This window comes from Mesorhizobium sp. RIZ17, from assembly GCF_051127865.1.
GTDB lineage: Bacteria > Pseudomonadota > Alphaproteobacteria > Rhizobiales > Rhizobiaceae > Mesorhizobium > Mesorhizobium humile.
This window is the reverse complement of sequence record NZ_CP147861.1, coordinates 5,049,419-5,063,887: the sequence shown is the minus strand read 5'-3', so window position 1 is coordinate 5,063,887 and position 14,469 is coordinate 5,049,419. Positions and strand designations below refer to the sequence as shown.

The window sequence follows — 14,469 nt, the reverse complement described above, 5'->3', positions numbered from 1 at the left end:
CTCAATGCGGGGTGAACCCCAGATTTGAGGTTATGCGGAAAACCATCAGTGGTCAAGAGTTTGTTCTAGTTCTGTTCGCCTTTTAGCTTTCGCCACTCCCCGCGACTATCAGTCCCGCCCTCCATTCCACCCCGACCGGCTTTCTGCTTGAATACCGCCTCCGTCAATTCAGGAGCCACCCCATCCCCACCGATCCCTTCGCCCCGCTGCGCCAACGCTTCCTCACTCGCTGCGCCGATCAGCTCGCGGAGCTGAAGGCCATCGCAGATCAGGCTGTTCCCCTGCCGGGCAACGATCCGCTGGTCCGCCTCGCCCATTCGCTCGCGGGTGCTGCCGGCACATTCGGTTTCGCTGAGATCAGCGCGCGGGCCTCAGTGCTGGAGACGCTGCTCATCGAGCAAGCGGATGGCGCGAGCGTGCGGGCGGCGCTCGATGGCTTGATCGCGGAGATTGAGCGGACGCTGGCGTGAATGGCGCTGTGCTGACGTGGCCCCGGGCCGCGCCTATTTCTTGGCGCCGCCGAGGCCGGTTCGGGTCATCTCGCCCCAGCCCTGGTTGCCGCGCAGGAATTGCCACCAGCCTTTCACGCGCCAGAAATTGTTGAGCTGGCGGTAGCCGAAATTCTCGATCACGGCGGCGGCCGTCAGCACGGCGAGGTCCCTGGCGCGGGGGAAGCGCTGCAGCTCGGCCTCCTCGAGGATCAGCGAGCAGACGCTGACGCAGACGCCATAGGTGAAGATGAGCGCGGTGAAGGCCAGCAGATACTCGGCCGACAGGATGCCGAGCAGCCAGAAGGCCGGGATCAGGATATAGCCCAGCACTTCGGCCACCGGTCCCAACACGTCGACGATCAGGATGTGGCCGAAGCCGAGGAAGCCGACGCGGCCATAGCGCGGGTTGAACAGCATCGAGCGGTAGCGAAAGAAGCATTCGAGCGCGCCGCGCTGCCAGCGCGAGCGCTGGCGGGCGAGCACGCTCAGCGTTTCGGGCGCCTCGGTCCAGCATACCGGCTCGGGAATGAACTGGATGCGGTATTTGCGCTTCGTATCGCGCATATGGCGGTGCAGCTTGATGACGATGTCGAGGTCCTCGCCCATCGAGCCCTTGGTGAAGCCGCCCACCGCAACCGCTTCGGCGCGTCGGAACATGCCGAAGGCGCCGGACACCAGCATCAGCGTGTTGATGCTGCTCCAGGCGAGCCTCGCCATCAGGAAGGCGCGCAGATATTCGACCACCTGGAACAAGGGCAGCAGGCGGCGCGGCAAATGGATCTCGCGCACCCTGCCCGCCTCGATCCGCGAACCGTTGGCGATGCGGATCGTGCCGCCCACGGCGATGGTGCGCTCGGGGTCGTCGATGAAGGGTTGGGCGGCGCGCATCAGCGCGTCGGGATCGAGGATGGAATCGCCGTCGATGACGCAGAAGAGCGGCGCGCGGCAGACATTGATGCCGGCGTTCTGGGCATCGGCCTTGCCGCCGTTCTCCTTGTCGACCACGAACAGCCGCTCGGTCATCGGTGAGGAATAGAGGCCGCGGATCGGCTGGTGCGCCAGCGCCTCCTCATAGGGGCGGTGGAACTTCACCAGCTTGAAAGCTTCGATCAGCAGTTGCAGCGTGTTGTCCTTCGAGCCGTCATTGATGACGACCACCTCGAAATTCGGATATTCGAGCGCCAGCATCGAATGCACGCTCTCGACCACGTTCAGCGCCTCGTTATAGGCCGGCACCAGAAGCGCGATCGGCGGCGCGACGTCGCCATAGCGCTGCCACAGCAGCGCCGAGCGCGCCACCGGCGGGCGCTCGGACAGCGCGTAGCCGGCGACGACGAGCTGCAGCAGGTAGATCGTCGTCTGCGCCAGCCCTGCCCCGATGATGAACCAGGACAGGATGGTGGCGGCGAGAACGACCTCGTGGCTCCAGTCGGCGATCATAGGGCCGGTCCCTCGGCAAGGATGAGCGAGGCGGTGCGCTGGCTGCGCGAGACCTCGTGGGAAGCAATCTCGCGCAGCAGCCGCTCTCCCGGCTGGCCGAACGAGCGCAGCGCGTTGGCGGCGGCATAGCGCACGGTCCACACTTCGTCGTCCAGCAGCGTGGAGAGCGGCGCCGCGAGCTCGGGCAGGCCGAGCCGGCCCGCGGATTCGGCGGCGGCGGCGCGCACGTCCCAGTCGCCATTTTCCATGGCGCGCTTGAGGATGGCCGGCGCCTGGGCGTGCCCGGTAAGGCCGAGCGCCCGCAGCGCGGCGGCGGCAACCTCGGGCGAGGCATCGCCGGCTAGGCCGGCGAAGAATTCGGCGAAGCCGAAGCCGCCGGCGCGGGCCAGCGCGTCGATCGCGGCCGCCCTGATGAAGGGCGAGGCGTCGATGCGCGATGCGTGGACCGCAAGCTCGTTGAAGCGCGAGCGCGGGAAGCGCCTGAACAGCTCGATCAGGCGCCGCGAGCGCTGCCCCGCCACGCCGATGAAGTCCAGCGCGGTGCCGAGCAGCGGCAGGCTGCCGAGATCGCAAAGCGCAATGGCCGCCGCGATCCGGACTTCGCGCGAGCGGTCCTGGGTGAGCGCTGCAAGCAGGTGTGCCGACGCATCGTCCGAACCCAGCGAGGCCAGCATCTCGGCCGCGTGGATGCGTTCGGCGATGTTGCCTTTGCGCAGCTGCCTGGCGACGCGGGCCGGCAGGCCGCATTCGTTGAAGGCGACGAGCACGTCGTCCCTCTCCTCGCCGCGCAGCAGCGCAATGAACTCGAAGCCGGCGTCGATCGCCACGCCGGCCGGCACGGCGAGCACCACCGTCTTCAGGGCCTCGCGATCGCGGTTCTCGGTGAAGGCGATCAGCGCGGTCAGAACCTGGCGCCGCTGCTCGGCCGTCGCCCTGCCCCGGCGCTCCTGCAGCAAGCGCCGTGCGATCAGGAACAGCATGATCACCAGGGAAAGGGCGCTGAGCAGTATCGAGAGGTCCCAGATATACCACATGGTCAAAACCGCGCCGTCAGGCCGAGGCCGAATATGTTGCGGTCGAAGGTCGGGCGTTCCTCATGCGCGACGCTGGCGCGCAGCGTCAGCGGATCGCTGACGTCGAAGGAAATGCCGCCGAAGACGGTGCGCGTCGGGATCAATGCGCCGTCGTCGATCTCGGGGGCGTCGGCATAGCCGGCGAAGACGTTGAAGCGCGGCGTCACCGCGAGGTCGGCGCGAAGCACATAGCCGTCGGCACGCGTGCCGCTATCGTCCTCAGCATGCACCCAGCGAGCCGACAGCCCCAGCCGGCCGTCGAGGACGTAGCCCTGGATCCAGGGCTGGATACTGGTGACGCCGGTGTCGGCGAAGTTATCGTAGCGGGCATCGATGTTGAGCGAGAGCGGGCCGAACGCCTTTGCCGGCGCCACGACCTGCCAGGACGCGCCGGCGCCGACCGAATAGCGCGCCAGGAAGTCTGCATCCGGCGTCACCGCGGCGAGCACGTAGGCTGAGAATGCCGGCGTGAGGGCCTGGTCGATACGGCCCTCGAGCTGGACGTCGGTGTGGCCGAAGCGGGTCGCCAGCCGGGTGTGGCCGGAGATGGTCGTGCGTGGCGACAGCCGATAGGCGAGACCGGCCGAGCTGTCGGTCCAGTCGCCGAGACCATTGGTGAGATCGCTCACCTCGCTGCCGATGTCGAGCCGCCATTTGCGCGGCGGCGGCACGGCCAGCCTCTGCTCGATGTCGGCGGAGCCCGGCTCGATGGCGAGCGCCTGGGTGTAAGCCTGCCGCGCGGCCTCGTCATCGCCCTCGGCGCGGCGGACATCGCCGATCCCCACCAGCGTCTCTGCATTCTTCGGGTCAAGCGCCAGCACGCGCTGGAACGACTGCCCGGCCCGCTTGTGGTCGCCTTCGAGCAGCGCTACCCTGCCATCGAGGTCAAGCGCCTCGACATTGTCCGGCGCGCTCGCCAGCGCGTCGTCGATCAGAGCGCGGGCGCGGGGCGTGTCGCCCTGCCAGATCGCCAGGCGCACCTTGCCCAGACGCGCATCGACAAGGCCGGGCTTGATGGCCAAAGCCCGGTCGAAGAACTGCCCGGCTTCGTCGAAGCGCTGGCTGGAGCCGACGACAAGGCCAAGCGCGACGAGGACGTCGGTGTTTTTCGGCGACAGCTTGAGGGCGCGGCGATAGACCGCCTCCGCGTGGGGCAGCTTGCCTGCCTGGCGCAGGCGCCTGCCCTCTTCCAACTGGACAGCGACGGGATCGGGCCGGCGATGCGGTTTCTTCACCGCCGCCGGAGCCGCGGCAGCCGGTTTCGGCTTGCTGGCATGCCTCGCCTTGCGGATGTTGTCGACAAGCGCCGCGGCATCGGCATTGCCCGGGTCGGCCTGCGCGACCTGCTCGGCGAGCGGCAGCGCTGTGTCCAGATTGCCGGACCGGAACTCGACCTCGGCCATGCCGAAGCTGGCGTCCCGATAGGTCGGGGCAATGGAAAGCGCCTTGGAAAAGGCGTCACGCGCCGCCGCGAGGTCGTTGCGGCCGAGCTCGACGAAGCCAAGCTGGACCAGCGCGTCGGCATTGTCGGGCTTGAGCGCCAGTGCGCGCTTGAGCAGGTCGGCGGCCTCGTCGAAATGCTGCGCTTGCCTCGCCTTGACGGCGGATGCGTAGAGCTCGTCGACGGTCTGCGCCAGCGCCGCCTGCGGAGCGGCGGCGACGGCCAGTATCAGGCATGCGGCAAGGCTCAAGCGCCGGCCGTGCCGCATCAGCGCTTCCCGCTCTTGCGCGCGATCAGCCGCGCGAGCCTGGCCAGCAGTTCCTCGGGGATGAATGGCTTCACCAGATAGTCGTCGGCGCCCTTGTCCAGGGCCGAGACAATGTCCTTCTGGCCCTTGCGGGCCGTCAGCATGACCACCGGCGTGTCAGACAAAGCCGGGTCGCCCTTGATGCGTGCCAGCACCTCCAGGCCGTCGGCCTTCGGCATCATCGCGTCGAGCACGACGACGTCAGGGGCGTCCCGCTGCACCTTCTCGAGCGCCTCCGCTCCGTCGACTGCCTTGACGACCTCGTATCCCTTCGCCCTCAATCTGAATTCCATCAGCTCGAGCAACAAGGGGTCGTCGTCGCAGATCAGAATTCTCGCCTTTGCTCCATCCACCAGTCCGGCTCCGGTTTACGCCTCGTGCCCCCCGGAGTAGCCAATCCATGAACCGACATCCGCCAACGCGGTCCATGAAACAAAGCCCGCGCGGCCATCCGCGCCGACCAATGCCGCCCGATCATAGATAGACCGATTCGCGACGGCCGCATTTCGATGCAATCAGTAGATGAATATCGGCGCATGGTATAGGAGGCGTAAACACCAGCCCGGGGCTTGCCGACAGGCTTCTCGCCGGCGCAGGCGCTCTCGCGGCTAGAGCAATTCCAGGAAAAGTGTGAGCGGTTAGGCTCGTCGACTTCGCCCGTAGCCTTCCGTCCGGAATTGCTTCAAAAACAAGGAGATAGAGCGGTTCGCCGTTTCCGTGAAACGGTGAAACGCGCTAGGCCGCCGGGCCGCCGGCGCGCGACGCAAGCAACCGCTTCACGTCGCCGGCAAGCGCCAGCGGGTCGAAGGGCTTGGCGATGACGCCCACCGCTCCCATGGCGAGATAGCGCTCGACCTCGTGCGTCTGGGTGCGCGCCGTGATGAATACCACGGGTATCGTCGCCGTCGGCTGCGATTCGGCCAGGCGCTTCAGCGTCTCCGGCCCGTCCATGTCCGGCATCATCACGTCGAGCAGGATGAGATCGGGTTGCCATGCCGCCGCATCGACCAGCGCCGCCGCGCCCGAAGCGCAGGACCGCACCTCGAATTCCGGCTCGAGCTCGAGCGACATCTGCGCGATCTCGCGGATGTCGTCCTCGTCGTCGACATAAAGGATCCTTGCCGGCATGAAGGTCACTCCCTGGCTTGCGCGGAGGCGTCGCGGGTCGCAACCAGCATGTTCCTGACCAGCTTTGCGACATCGATCTCCGACGCCTTGGTCTTGGTCATGATCGCCTGCACGCGATCACCCAGTCTGTCGTCCAGTTCCGCCGCGGAAAACACGATGACCCCGGTCTCGAGCGGCAGGTCGGTCAGCAGGTCCAGTCCCGATCCGTCGGGGAGAGCGATGTCCAGGATGACAAGATCGAAACGACGGTTGGCGATCGCATGCTGCGCGTCCTTGAGCGTTTTCGCCGAGGTGATCAAGACACCCGAACCCAGCCCCTCCGACATCACCGCAAGCACGCCCTCGTCATCCTCGACATGCAGGATTTGCGGTTTCGGCTCGACCCTGCGGCCGACGATCTTGGCGAGAGCGGCGTGCAGCCGTTTCGAATCCACCGGCTTCTCCAGCCAGTCGACGATGCCGACCGCGGCACCGTTCAGCGAGCGCCTGGCTTCGTCGGCGACGGCCGAGATGACGATGACCGCAATGTCGGAATTCACCGGCGATGCCCTGATGTCGTGGAAGAGCTTGATGCCGGATTCCCCCGCCAGCTTGATGTCGAGCGTCAGCGCCACATAATCGCGCGAGCCAAGCAGCGCCTTGGCGGTGTCGATGTCGGGGGCGACGTCGCTGGAAAAGCCTTCGGCGTCGAGAAGTGCTGCGATCACCGTGGCGACATCGGGCTCGTCCTCGCAAATCAGGACACGCAGCCGGCCGTCGCGCTTACGCGACCGGCGCTCGACCAGAACAGGCTTCTCGGCCTGCCTTTGCGCTTCGGCAAGATCGACGTGAAACGAGGTTCCCTTGCCTTCCTCCGTCTCGAAGGAAACGGCGCCGCCCAGCTTTTCGACGATGGTCTTGACGATGCTCAGGCCGAGGCCCGTGCCGCCCTTCCTGCGCGTGCTGGAGGCATCGGCCTGCTCGAACTTGCCGAATATGCGGCTGCGGAATGCTTCGGGAATGCCCGCGCCCTGGTCGATCACGGAGATGCGCAGCATGCCGCTGTCGCGGCGCTGCAGCTTCACCATCACGGCGCCGCCGTGATTGGAGAACTTGATCGCGTTCGACAGAAGATTCGCCATCACCTGGTGCAGGCGGTCGGGGTCGATATTGGCCTCGGCGCGCGGCGCATCGTCGACCAGGACGATGCGGATCCTGCTCTCGGCCATATAGTTGGAGCTGGCGGCAATGGATTGCTCCAGGACCGGCCGCACCGGCATCTGCCTGATCTTGAAGCTGATGACGCCCGATTCGATCTTCTCCATGTCGAGGATGTCGTTGATGAGAAGAACCAGCCTCTCGCTGTTGTTGTGGGCGATGTTGACGAGATTGGCGGCCTTTGGTGGCAATTCGCCAGCGACACCCGCCGCGATCAGGCCGAGCGAGCCGCGGATCGACGTCAGCGGCGTGCGCAATTCGTGGCTGACCGTGGAGATGAAGTCGTTCTTGAGCTGGGCGTTCCGCTTCTGCTCGGTGATGTCGCGGTTGTAGGTGATGACGCCGACGATCTTGCCGGTCTCGTCGCGAAAGGGTGCCTTCAATGTGTAGAGCCAGCCCTGGCTGCCGTCGAGGAAAAGCGCTTGCTGATCGATGCGCGACGTCTGCCCGGTCTCCAGCGCGCCCATTTCATTCTGCCTGAAGCGCTCGGCCACGTCCTTCGGATAGAAATCGAAATCCGTCTTGCCGATAAGGTCCTCGGCCGAGGCGGCGCGCATCATTTCGGCGGTGGCAGGGTTTGCCACGACAAAGCGGCCGGCGGCATCCTTCACATTGAGGCAATCCGGCAGCTCGCGGACCATGGCGCGGTAGATCATGTTGGACATGGCGAGATCGCGGCGCCGCTGCTGCCGGTCGAGCAGCACGCCGATGATGAAGGTGCCGAGGAAGCGGAACACCAGGGACGGAAGCGTGCTCTGCTGGACGAAGCCGGCGAGTATCTGCTGCGGGATGACCACAAGCGTGATCAGCCCGGCAAGCGCCACCGTGACGCCAAGGCCGAGTATGTCGAGCATGGTGCGCGAGCGGACCGCGACGACGTGATGCCATGCCAACCCGACGATCGCCGTGATCAGGATGCTCATGACCCCGACATTCGCGCCCTGCCCGCCCAGATAGACGCGATAGGCAATGGAGCCGGCGGTTGCGATGAACATTGCCGGCCATCCACCGAAGAAGGCGGCCGCGGCGATAAAGGCGGCACGCAGGTCGATCACGAAGCCGGAGACGTTGAGTGCGGTCGCCATGGAAATGATCGAACCCGCGCACATGACCGCGCCCAGAATCAGCGACTGTATCAACCGCGGCAGGCGCCCGGTGAAATCCGCCACGAGGTCCCAGGCGACGACCAGGATCGAGACGAGGGCAAGATTGCCCAGGAGTGAGCGCCAGATCTCGGTCATGACTTTCCAGCTCCTTTTTCCCGATAGATACCGGCAAAACCTATCCGAGGTCTAAAGAGCCCTCCGCATCGCCCCCTTGGGCGCCGTTTCGGCCGTCGCTTTGATGTTGGCCACGCATGCCGCCGACGTTGTCCCTTTGTCGACCGGCGCATCCGAAACCTCGGCCGTCAGCGGCAGCGAGAAGCGGCCACGGGTATCGTTGGTGGGCAGTCCGACGGTGAAGGGGCGTTTTCGCAACAGGCTCCGCGCCAGGCTGTCCGGCCGAAGCCCCGCAGCCGCGCCGTCTCGCGGATGCGCTCGCGAGTCTCCTCCGTCATCCGCCCTGCCCGTTCAGCGCCTTCGATGCCGTGCGACGCTGACGCCGGCCGCGGCGACGACCTCGCCGAGCCTTCAATCGGATATCAAAACGCTCGAAAGCTAGATGGCGGCCGCGACACCCAGGTTTCGATCTCGCGGGTGACGAAGCCAGCAGCCTGATGGTGGATAAAGTGACCTGCGCCGGATATGGCCACCAGCGAAGCGACGTTGTCCACTTCACGGAAGGTGCCGTCATAGGCGCCCGATGGAACATAGGGATCGTGGGTGCCGAACATCACCAAAGTCGGCGCCTTGACCAAGGGTAGCTGACCGATATCAGGCACCCTGCCGAGCGGAATGTTGGCTCTGTAATAGCCTAGCATTACTTCCGGATCAGAACGCCCGAGCGACTCTGCGAGCGCCTGCCTGTCACCCTCGTCGGCAACCCATCCGGCCAGCTCAACTGGCGCCGGCATGGCGGCCGCGCCCGCCTCCTGGAAGGCGCGCATATAGGCGAAATATCGGGCGTTGCCCGGATCCGCGATGGCACGCAGGTAATTGCGCGGATGGGGGGTTGAAAGAATGACCAGATGGCGCACCGCCTGTGGAACGCGCATAGCCAGCCACCATGCGATGGTACCACCCCAGTCATGACCGATGACCGAGACGTGAGAGAGTTGTTCTGCCACAAGGATCGATAGCACATCCTCGACCAAGTGCGGCAGCAGCGTGTACTGAGCATGCCCTGTTGGTGCGTCGCTCAGCCCGAAGCCGCGCAAATCCGGCGCCAGTACTGTGAAGGTTCCACACAGAGCTTCCATCTGCCGGCGCCAGCCAAGACCATGGTCGGGGAAGCCGTGCAGGAAAAGAAGCGGTGGGCCGGATCCCGCCGCGACATAGTGCAGTTTGACATTTCCGTTCGCTGCGAACCTGGACTCGAAACCTGTCTTCGAAGTCACCCTGACCGGCCGCCGTGATTACATTTTAACTTCGAGGCGCAGGAACGGACCTTGGAACACCTGATTCTTGTGGTCCGCGTTCACAAGCAGATTGTGCCACGCTTCGATCTTGTAACCAGCGGTGAAGGTAGTGTTTGCGATCGGCGTCCAGCTCAGGCCGAGCGATGCGTCGAGGCTTGAGACCGTTTCATTCGAGCCCTGACTGGCCACCGTTTCGGAAAAGTGTTGGACAGGGTTTGTGGTCGAGACATTGAAACCAGAACGCTCGGTGCGGCGACCCCACATGACTGCGCCCGAAGCCGAGCCCGTCAGGCCCCAGTTCTCGCCGACCGGATAGTAAGCTTCCGCACCAACGCGCGGACCGATACCCCAGTACTCGGCCGTACCGATCTTGTCAGCAGATATGCCTTTGTCGGCAGGATTGGTGGGGGTAAACTTTTCGGAAATCTCACCCAATGTTTCGTCGGAATGCACCAGCCGCAGGCCGCCGAAGAAACGGATATCGGCCTGTTGCACCTTAACGTGCTTGCCGATGTCAAAATCGAAAGCCTGGAAGCTATAGCCGTCGCCGTAAGTCGCAGTAACGAAGCCGGCAGGGTTCGTCACGGGAAACTCGTCGACGAGGGCTGACCGGTCCTTGCCGACATGGAAGGCGCCGGCGAGGCGCCAATCCAGGTCCGGAGAAATCTGCTTGGTCAGCGCCACCGATCCGGAGATATCGCCGTTGCTGTTGCCCAGCTTATCGCTGCTGAGCTTGTCGTCGTTGTGGATATTGTTCCAAAAATACGCGCCTTCAAATGCGAGCTTGACGCGCGAATCGATGGCCGTCTGATCCGGAGGCTGCGCCTCGGTGGCTTGAGCCGAGCCCACGCCTATTGCCGTCACGGAGGCAGCCGACGCCGCCACCGTAGCCAAAAATTTACCCTTGCCCTGAGAATGCATTAAAGTCCCCGCCCAGATTCCAGCCGCGTTGTTATTGCAGACAAGTTTATAAACGCATATTGCCGCGGCCGAATGCCAACGACTTTGCGGCGCCACTGTCGCACTTTTGCAACAATAACGGACATCGCGCTGAACGGATAACGAGGTCGTCGGGCGTTCAGACATGGAGGTAGGGTGAGCGATCCAGCGCAAATTGAAGGCATGCTCAACAATCTCGTCTACAACCTATTCGCGCGGAGCGGGCAGGATGACGGACCAACAACCAGTGCCAAGGAGATCGGCAACCTCGTCGTATTTGACCATCCGGAGAGCGTCGACAAGATCGTCAAGGCGCCTGCGCTGTTCCGGAAGAACTTCTCGCTAATTTCGGCGCTTGGCTTCAGCCGCTTCAACACCAATGACGAGGAATGGGCGACAAGACGTGCCATCACCCAGGATCGCTATCTCGCGGCGGCCAAGCCCGCTCATGAGCAAAGCGTGTCGGATATATTCAGCGGCGGCCTTGCCGATTGCGAGACGTCCCTCGCAGGCATCCACCAGGCGCTTTTCACCGGCGCCATGACCATTTTCTATCAGGCCTTCGGACTTGTCGCGGAAGCTCGACCGACGGCGGCACTTCTCGACCGCGTCCGTGAGGTATTGCGACACCTGCAGTATTATTCCTGGGTCACGCCAACCAGCGCCGAAAGGGACAGCGCGATCCACGACGCCCGCGCAGTCATCGCGGACTTCGGTTCGCAACTGACGGCGGATCCGCGAGTGGCCGCCGAAATGGACCGTTTCTCCGAAAAGGCCGCCGGGATCGACAGCTTCTCCCCGATCGAAGAATTCGTGATGAATCTGTTCGCCGGCGTCGAAACCACCGTCACGACAGTCCAGTGGGTGATCGACAGGCTCGGCGCCAACCAGCAGGTGCAGGAGCGTATCCACGAAGAGATCACTGGCAACAAAGCACAGACGCCGTTTACTGACTGCTTCATCAACGAGACGATGCGCTATTTCCCACCTATACCGTTCCTGACCCGCGAAGTGAGCACCGATGCAGTTCTGGACGGCTCGCCGCTGCGAGCCGGGCAACTTATCATGCTGTCCGTCGTCGGAGTGCACCAGCATCCCGAATTCTGGGAAAATCCGAGGACGTTCGATTCCAGCCGCAAGGAGTTCATCAACAACAGTTTCGACCGCCGAGCCTTCATTCCCTTCCTGACCGGACCGCGTATGTGCGGAGGCGCGCGCCTGGGCCGACTTGAGGTGGACCAGGCGGTTCGCGCGGTGGTGCGTCAATTCGCGTTCGCCCGCCTGGACGACATTATCCGCTTCGACTACGCGCTGGCGCTGCGCCCGGCGGCCGGCATGGCCGTCAACGTATCAAGGCGCTGATCGGCTTTGCCCCGCCTCGCCGGGCATGTCGCGCCAAAGTTGACGGATCAAGCCTCCGAACTGTCTTGCGATAATCGACTTTACCGATGCGTCGTTGCTGTAGCGGCCATTGGGAGCGGCGGCGTCATTGCGCAGATTGCGGGCTGGAAACCAGTTTCGCATTGTCGCCTTCACATTGTCGTGGGGACTGGCGACAAAGTCCTCGTAGGCCACATGAGCAACCCTCGTCACGTCAATGGTCGAAAGGTAACTCCGCCACTTTGCCTCGGAGTCCGCGATATGTCGCACGGTGTCGATAACCGCTTTCTGACTTATCGTTCTCAACATAGGCACACCAGGCAGCGTTTCGCCGCCATCGAATGGCTGACCGGTATGCAGCATCGAAAGCAGGCTGACCGTCTGATCGACCTTGTTCCGGCGGGACAGGAATACATAGAAGGAGCTTGCATCGTCCTCACCGATCGAGCGCCGGGCGAAGTCAAGATTGCCGAAGAATAGCTTGGCCGCGAACACGCCGTCGACCGAGCGCCGCATCAGAAGATGCTTTCCGTAGGAAGACGCCGAGCGATCGAGCGCCGGGACGTCGAATGTGTCGTCTCCAGCCCAGCGCCGCATGAGCGGTATCGCGAATTGCCACTGGAAATATTCGGTCGGCAAGCCAAATCCGAAATCCCGCATGACCTGGCAATAGGTGTGACCAGCCGTTCTTGGCGTGGTGCACACCAGGATTCTGTACGGGTTTCCAGTCGCTCCCTCGCGATCGAAATCAGCTGAGAGCAATCGGGTGTATGTTTCGTCGAAGTGCGATCCCGCCATGACCATACCGCTCACATTGCGGACAGAAACCCGAAGATCAGGAAAGCCTGATCGGGCGTCATCAGCGACGGCGGATCGCCGGCATCGATGTTGTCGACAATGCAAAGACCGGGTCGCGCGGAGCGGACTCGCTCGAAGGCTTGCCTGTCGGCGAACCCGCTTCCAAGACCGTACAATAGCATGATCTGGGCGTCGAGCTTGGCGACCATGGGGAACAGGTCGTATTCGCGGCCGGTCATGGCCTCGAAATTCCCGGTCGCGGCCGGATCGTAGGCCAAACGAAACCCATCAGCCCCCGCGGCAATTCTGTTGTCGATAAAGCGGTCGAAAACCGGCGTCTCCACTCGCCCCATGCCTGGATTTGCCGCACGCAGATATTCCCTCGCCTGGGCACGCGTCTGGAATACAAGCGCTGCTTCGCGGATGGCCTCGGTTCGCAAAGCATCGACCTTGGCCCCACCAACGAGGGGAACATCGTTGAGGACAATCCTGTCGACGCGACCGCGGTTCGCGTAGAGGAAGAGAACGAGGATCAGCCCGCCCCATGACGTGCCGACGAAATGGTTCTCCTTACCGGAAAACTGACTGAGCGCGCGCAGGCACCTGGAATAGAGATCGATGTCGTAGCCGGAGCCGAGATAGGCGCTGCGCCCTCGTCCGAGCAGGTCGGGACAGATCACCAGGTAGCCATTGCGGCATAGAAAGGCCGCAAGGTAGTCGAAATCGGAGCCATTGCCGGCAAAGCCGTGCAAGCAGAACACGGTGCCGCGCGGTGGGCCGACCGGCTGCCAGATGCGTACGAACATCGAGGCGTAACGGTCACCGAGACGGATTAGGATTTCCTGCGTCAGCACCTCGCCTGGCGTAGTCTGTTCCATCACGCGTCCCGTTTGCGGACGGCGCGTTTCATTGCACCGCGGGCGTCGATGAAATCCCGCTTCCAGTAGACCGACTTATCGAGATTGAGCTGCTTCGCCTCCTTGATCAGCGGCAGGATGTGCGCGGACGAGCGCGTCGCCATCACCGTGGCGGCAATCGCGTTGCCGCCAGGATCGGGATTGAGCGGCCCCCTGTTTGCCACCCAAGTCTCGGCAATCTCGCGGCTGGTTACGATCCAGCCGACATAGGCGACGATGGCGTCGTCGATGGAACCGATGAGATGCGTCTGTTGCTCGATCTGGTAGCGCAACGACTTCACCATCTGTCCAAACTCATATCCATCGAAGGGCGGATAGTGCGCAATAAAATTGCAGACGAGCCCAAGAGAGACCGGGTTGAAAGGAACGCGGGTGAAAAGGAGATTGCTCATGCGGACTCAGGCGCTTCAAATGGTCGCGACAATATGATGTGTGGTCGGCTTCGGGCTAGTGGGCAAAAAGGGAGATCCCGAAAAATCACGGAGGCCACGGGACACCGCAATGCGCGGGCCTATAACACTAAACCGCTCGCTTCCCTCGCCTGCCGCCGTGCGCTTCCACGGCCTTTTCGACGGCGCGCTTCAGCTTGGCAGCACTTCAACCTGCATGGCCCCGTAGCAGGTGGTGGCAGCGGCGATATCTACGACTGGGGTCCCAGCGGATCGGCGGCGACCTCGAAACCGCCGTTTCCAACAACATGACGGTCGGCCTCGAATATCGCTATTCCCAGTACGAGAAGGTATACTTCGCCTCCGGCGGCCTCTTCGAAGACACCCCGCGGATCCAGACGGTCCGCATCGACGCCAAGTACAAGTTCAACTAAGCAAAAGGCCTCCAGCC

The 14,469-nt window shown here is 63.6% G+C and carries 15 protein-coding genes and 1 pseudogene; 3 read left to right on the top strand and 13 right to left on the bottom strand.

The window, feature by feature from the left end:
- Window positions 1–65: 65 nt before the first annotated feature.
- Window positions 66–317, bottom strand: a complete 252-nt coding sequence (locus WDX12_RS24585) for a hypothetical protein (protein WP_434722339.1) — start codon at window positions 315–317, stop codon at window positions 66–68.
- Here WDX12_RS24585 and WDX12_RS24580 point away from each other — a divergent pair.
- On the top strand, window positions 207–470 hold the full coding sequence (locus WDX12_RS24580) for an Hpt domain-containing protein (protein ID WP_434725701.1): 264 nt from the start codon (window positions 207–209) through the stop codon (window positions 468–470). The genes WDX12_RS24585 and WDX12_RS24580 overlap by 111 nt on opposite strands.
- 33 nt (window positions 471–503) lie before the next feature.
- Here WDX12_RS24580 and WDX12_RS24575 read toward each other — a convergent pair whose 3' ends face one another.
- The 9 genes and pseudogenes from WDX12_RS24575 to WDX12_RS24535 form a co-directional block, all read right to left on the bottom strand.
- Window positions 504–1,931 carry a glycosyltransferase family 2 protein gene (locus tag WDX12_RS24575; protein WP_434722338.1) on the bottom strand — a complete coding sequence of 476 codons (1,428 nt, stop codon included), beginning with the start codon at window positions 1,929–1,931 and terminating at the stop codon, window positions 504–506.
- A complete protein-coding gene (locus WDX12_RS24570) occupies window positions 1,928–2,965 on the bottom strand; it encodes a HEAT repeat domain-containing protein (protein ID WP_434722337.1) in 1,038 nt (345 codons plus the stop codon). The genes WDX12_RS24575 and WDX12_RS24570 overlap by 4 nt, the downstream gene beginning before the upstream one ends.
- 2 nt (window positions 2,966–2,967) lie before the next feature.
- Window positions 2,968–4,713: a YaiO family outer membrane beta-barrel protein gene (locus WDX12_RS24565; protein ID WP_434722336.1), complete on the bottom strand. Its 1,746-nt coding sequence runs from the start codon at window positions 4,711–4,713 to the stop codon at window positions 2,968–2,970.
- Complete coding sequence (locus WDX12_RS24560; RefSeq protein WP_320297444.1) at window positions 4,713–5,105, bottom strand: response regulator transcription factor; 393 nt, start codon at window positions 5,103–5,105, stop codon at window positions 4,713–4,715. Before WDX12_RS24560 ends, WDX12_RS24565 begins: the two co-directional genes overlap by 1 nt.
- Window positions 5,106–5,487: 382 nt before the next feature.
- Window positions 5,488–5,880 (bottom strand): response regulator, encoded by a 393-nt coding sequence (locus WDX12_RS24555; protein ID WP_434722335.1) that lies wholly within the window; start codon window positions 5,878–5,880, stop codon window positions 5,488–5,490.
- A gap of 5 nt (window positions 5,881–5,885) precedes the next feature.
- Entirely contained in the window at window positions 5,886–8,318 is a 2,433-nt protein-coding gene (locus tag WDX12_RS24550) for an ATP-binding protein (RefSeq protein ID WP_434722334.1), read from the bottom strand.
- Window positions 8,319–8,432: 114 nt separating this feature from the next.
- Window positions 8,433–8,705, bottom strand: a pseudogene (locus tag WDX12_RS24545) (LacI family DNA-binding transcriptional regulator); the annotation flags it as partial.
- A 14-nt stretch (window positions 8,706–8,719) separates the two neighbouring features.
- Window positions 8,720–9,574, bottom strand: a complete 855-nt coding sequence (locus tag WDX12_RS24540; protein WP_320297447.1) for an alpha/beta fold hydrolase — start codon at window positions 9,572–9,574, stop codon at window positions 8,720–8,722.
- Between the two features lie 18 nt (window positions 9,575–9,592).
- Window positions 9,593–10,516, bottom strand: a complete 924-nt coding sequence (locus tag WDX12_RS24535; protein ID WP_434722333.1) for an Lpg1974 family pore-forming outer membrane protein — start codon at window positions 10,514–10,516, stop codon at window positions 9,593–9,595.
- Window positions 10,517–10,690: 174 nt separating this feature from the next.
- Between WDX12_RS24535 and WDX12_RS24530 the strand changes: the two genes are divergently transcribed.
- A complete protein-coding gene (locus WDX12_RS24530; RefSeq protein WP_434722332.1) occupies window positions 10,691–11,896 on the top strand; it encodes a cytochrome P450 in 1,206 nt (401 codons plus the stop codon).
- Here WDX12_RS24530 and WDX12_RS24525 read toward each other — a convergent pair.
- The 3 genes from WDX12_RS24525 to WDX12_RS24515 are packed head-to-tail and all read right to left on the bottom strand — an operon-like array spanning window position 11,885 to window position 14,021.
- Complete coding sequence (locus WDX12_RS24525; RefSeq protein WP_434722331.1) at window positions 11,885–12,712, bottom strand: Stf0 family sulfotransferase; 828 nt, start codon at window positions 12,710–12,712, stop codon at window positions 11,885–11,887. The genes WDX12_RS24530 and WDX12_RS24525 overlap by 12 nt on opposite strands.
- An 11-nt stretch (window positions 12,713–12,723) precedes the next feature.
- On the bottom strand, window positions 12,724–13,590 hold the full coding sequence (locus tag WDX12_RS24520) for an alpha/beta hydrolase (protein ID WP_434722330.1): 867 nt from the start codon (window positions 13,588–13,590) through the stop codon (window positions 12,724–12,726).
- The gene (locus tag WDX12_RS24515) at window positions 13,590–14,021 is read right to left on the bottom strand and encodes a hypothetical protein (protein WP_320297452.1); all 432 of its coding nucleotides are present in this window, start codon (window positions 14,019–14,021) and stop codon (window positions 13,590–13,592) included. Before WDX12_RS24515 ends, WDX12_RS24520 begins: the two co-directional genes overlap by 1 nt.
- A gap of 194 nt (window positions 14,022–14,215) precedes the next feature.
- Between WDX12_RS24515 and WDX12_RS24510 the strand changes: the two genes are divergently transcribed.
- Window positions 14,216–14,452: an outer membrane protein gene (locus WDX12_RS24510; RefSeq protein WP_434722329.1), complete on the top strand. Its 237-nt coding sequence runs from the start codon at window positions 14,216–14,218 to the stop codon at window positions 14,450–14,452.
- Window positions 14,453–14,469 lie beyond the last annotated feature (17 nt).

Coding starts and splice junctions, on each gene's coding strand:
- WDX12_RS24525 (WP_434722331.1), bottom strand. CDS start 12,712: ATGGCGGGATCGCACTTCGACGAAACATACACCCGATTGCTCTCAGCT.
- WDX12_RS24570 (WP_434722337.1), bottom strand. CDS start 2,965: ATGTGGTATATCTGGGACCTCTCGATACTGCTCAGCGCCCTTTCCCTG.
- WDX12_RS24575 (WP_434722338.1), bottom strand. CDS start 1,931: ATGATCGCCGACTGGAGCCACGAGGTCGTTCTCGCCGCCACCATCCTG.
- WDX12_RS24515 (WP_320297452.1), bottom strand. CDS start 14,021: ATGAGCAATCTCCTTTTCACCCGCGTTCCTTTCAACCCGGTCTCTCTT.
- WDX12_RS24555 (WP_434722335.1), bottom strand. CDS start 5,880: ATGCCGGCAAGGATCCTTTATGTCGACGACGAGGACGACATCCGCGAG.
- WDX12_RS24520 (WP_434722330.1), bottom strand. CDS start 13,590: ATGGAACAGACTACGCCAGGCGAGGTGCTGACGCAGGAAATCCTAATC.
- WDX12_RS24585 (WP_434722339.1), bottom strand. CDS start 317: ATGGGCGAGGCGGACCAGCGGATCGTTGCCCGGCAGGGGAACAGCCTG.
- WDX12_RS24535 (WP_434722333.1), bottom strand. CDS start 10,516: ATGCATTCTCAGGGCAAGGGTAAATTTTTGGCTACGGTGGCGGCGTCG.
- WDX12_RS24565 (WP_434722336.1), bottom strand. CDS start 4,713: ATGCGGCACGGCCGGCGCTTGAGCCTTGCCGCATGCCTGATACTGGCC.
- WDX12_RS24550 (WP_434722334.1), bottom strand. CDS start 8,318: ATGACCGAGATCTGGCGCTCACTCCTGGGCAATCTTGCCCTCGTCTCG.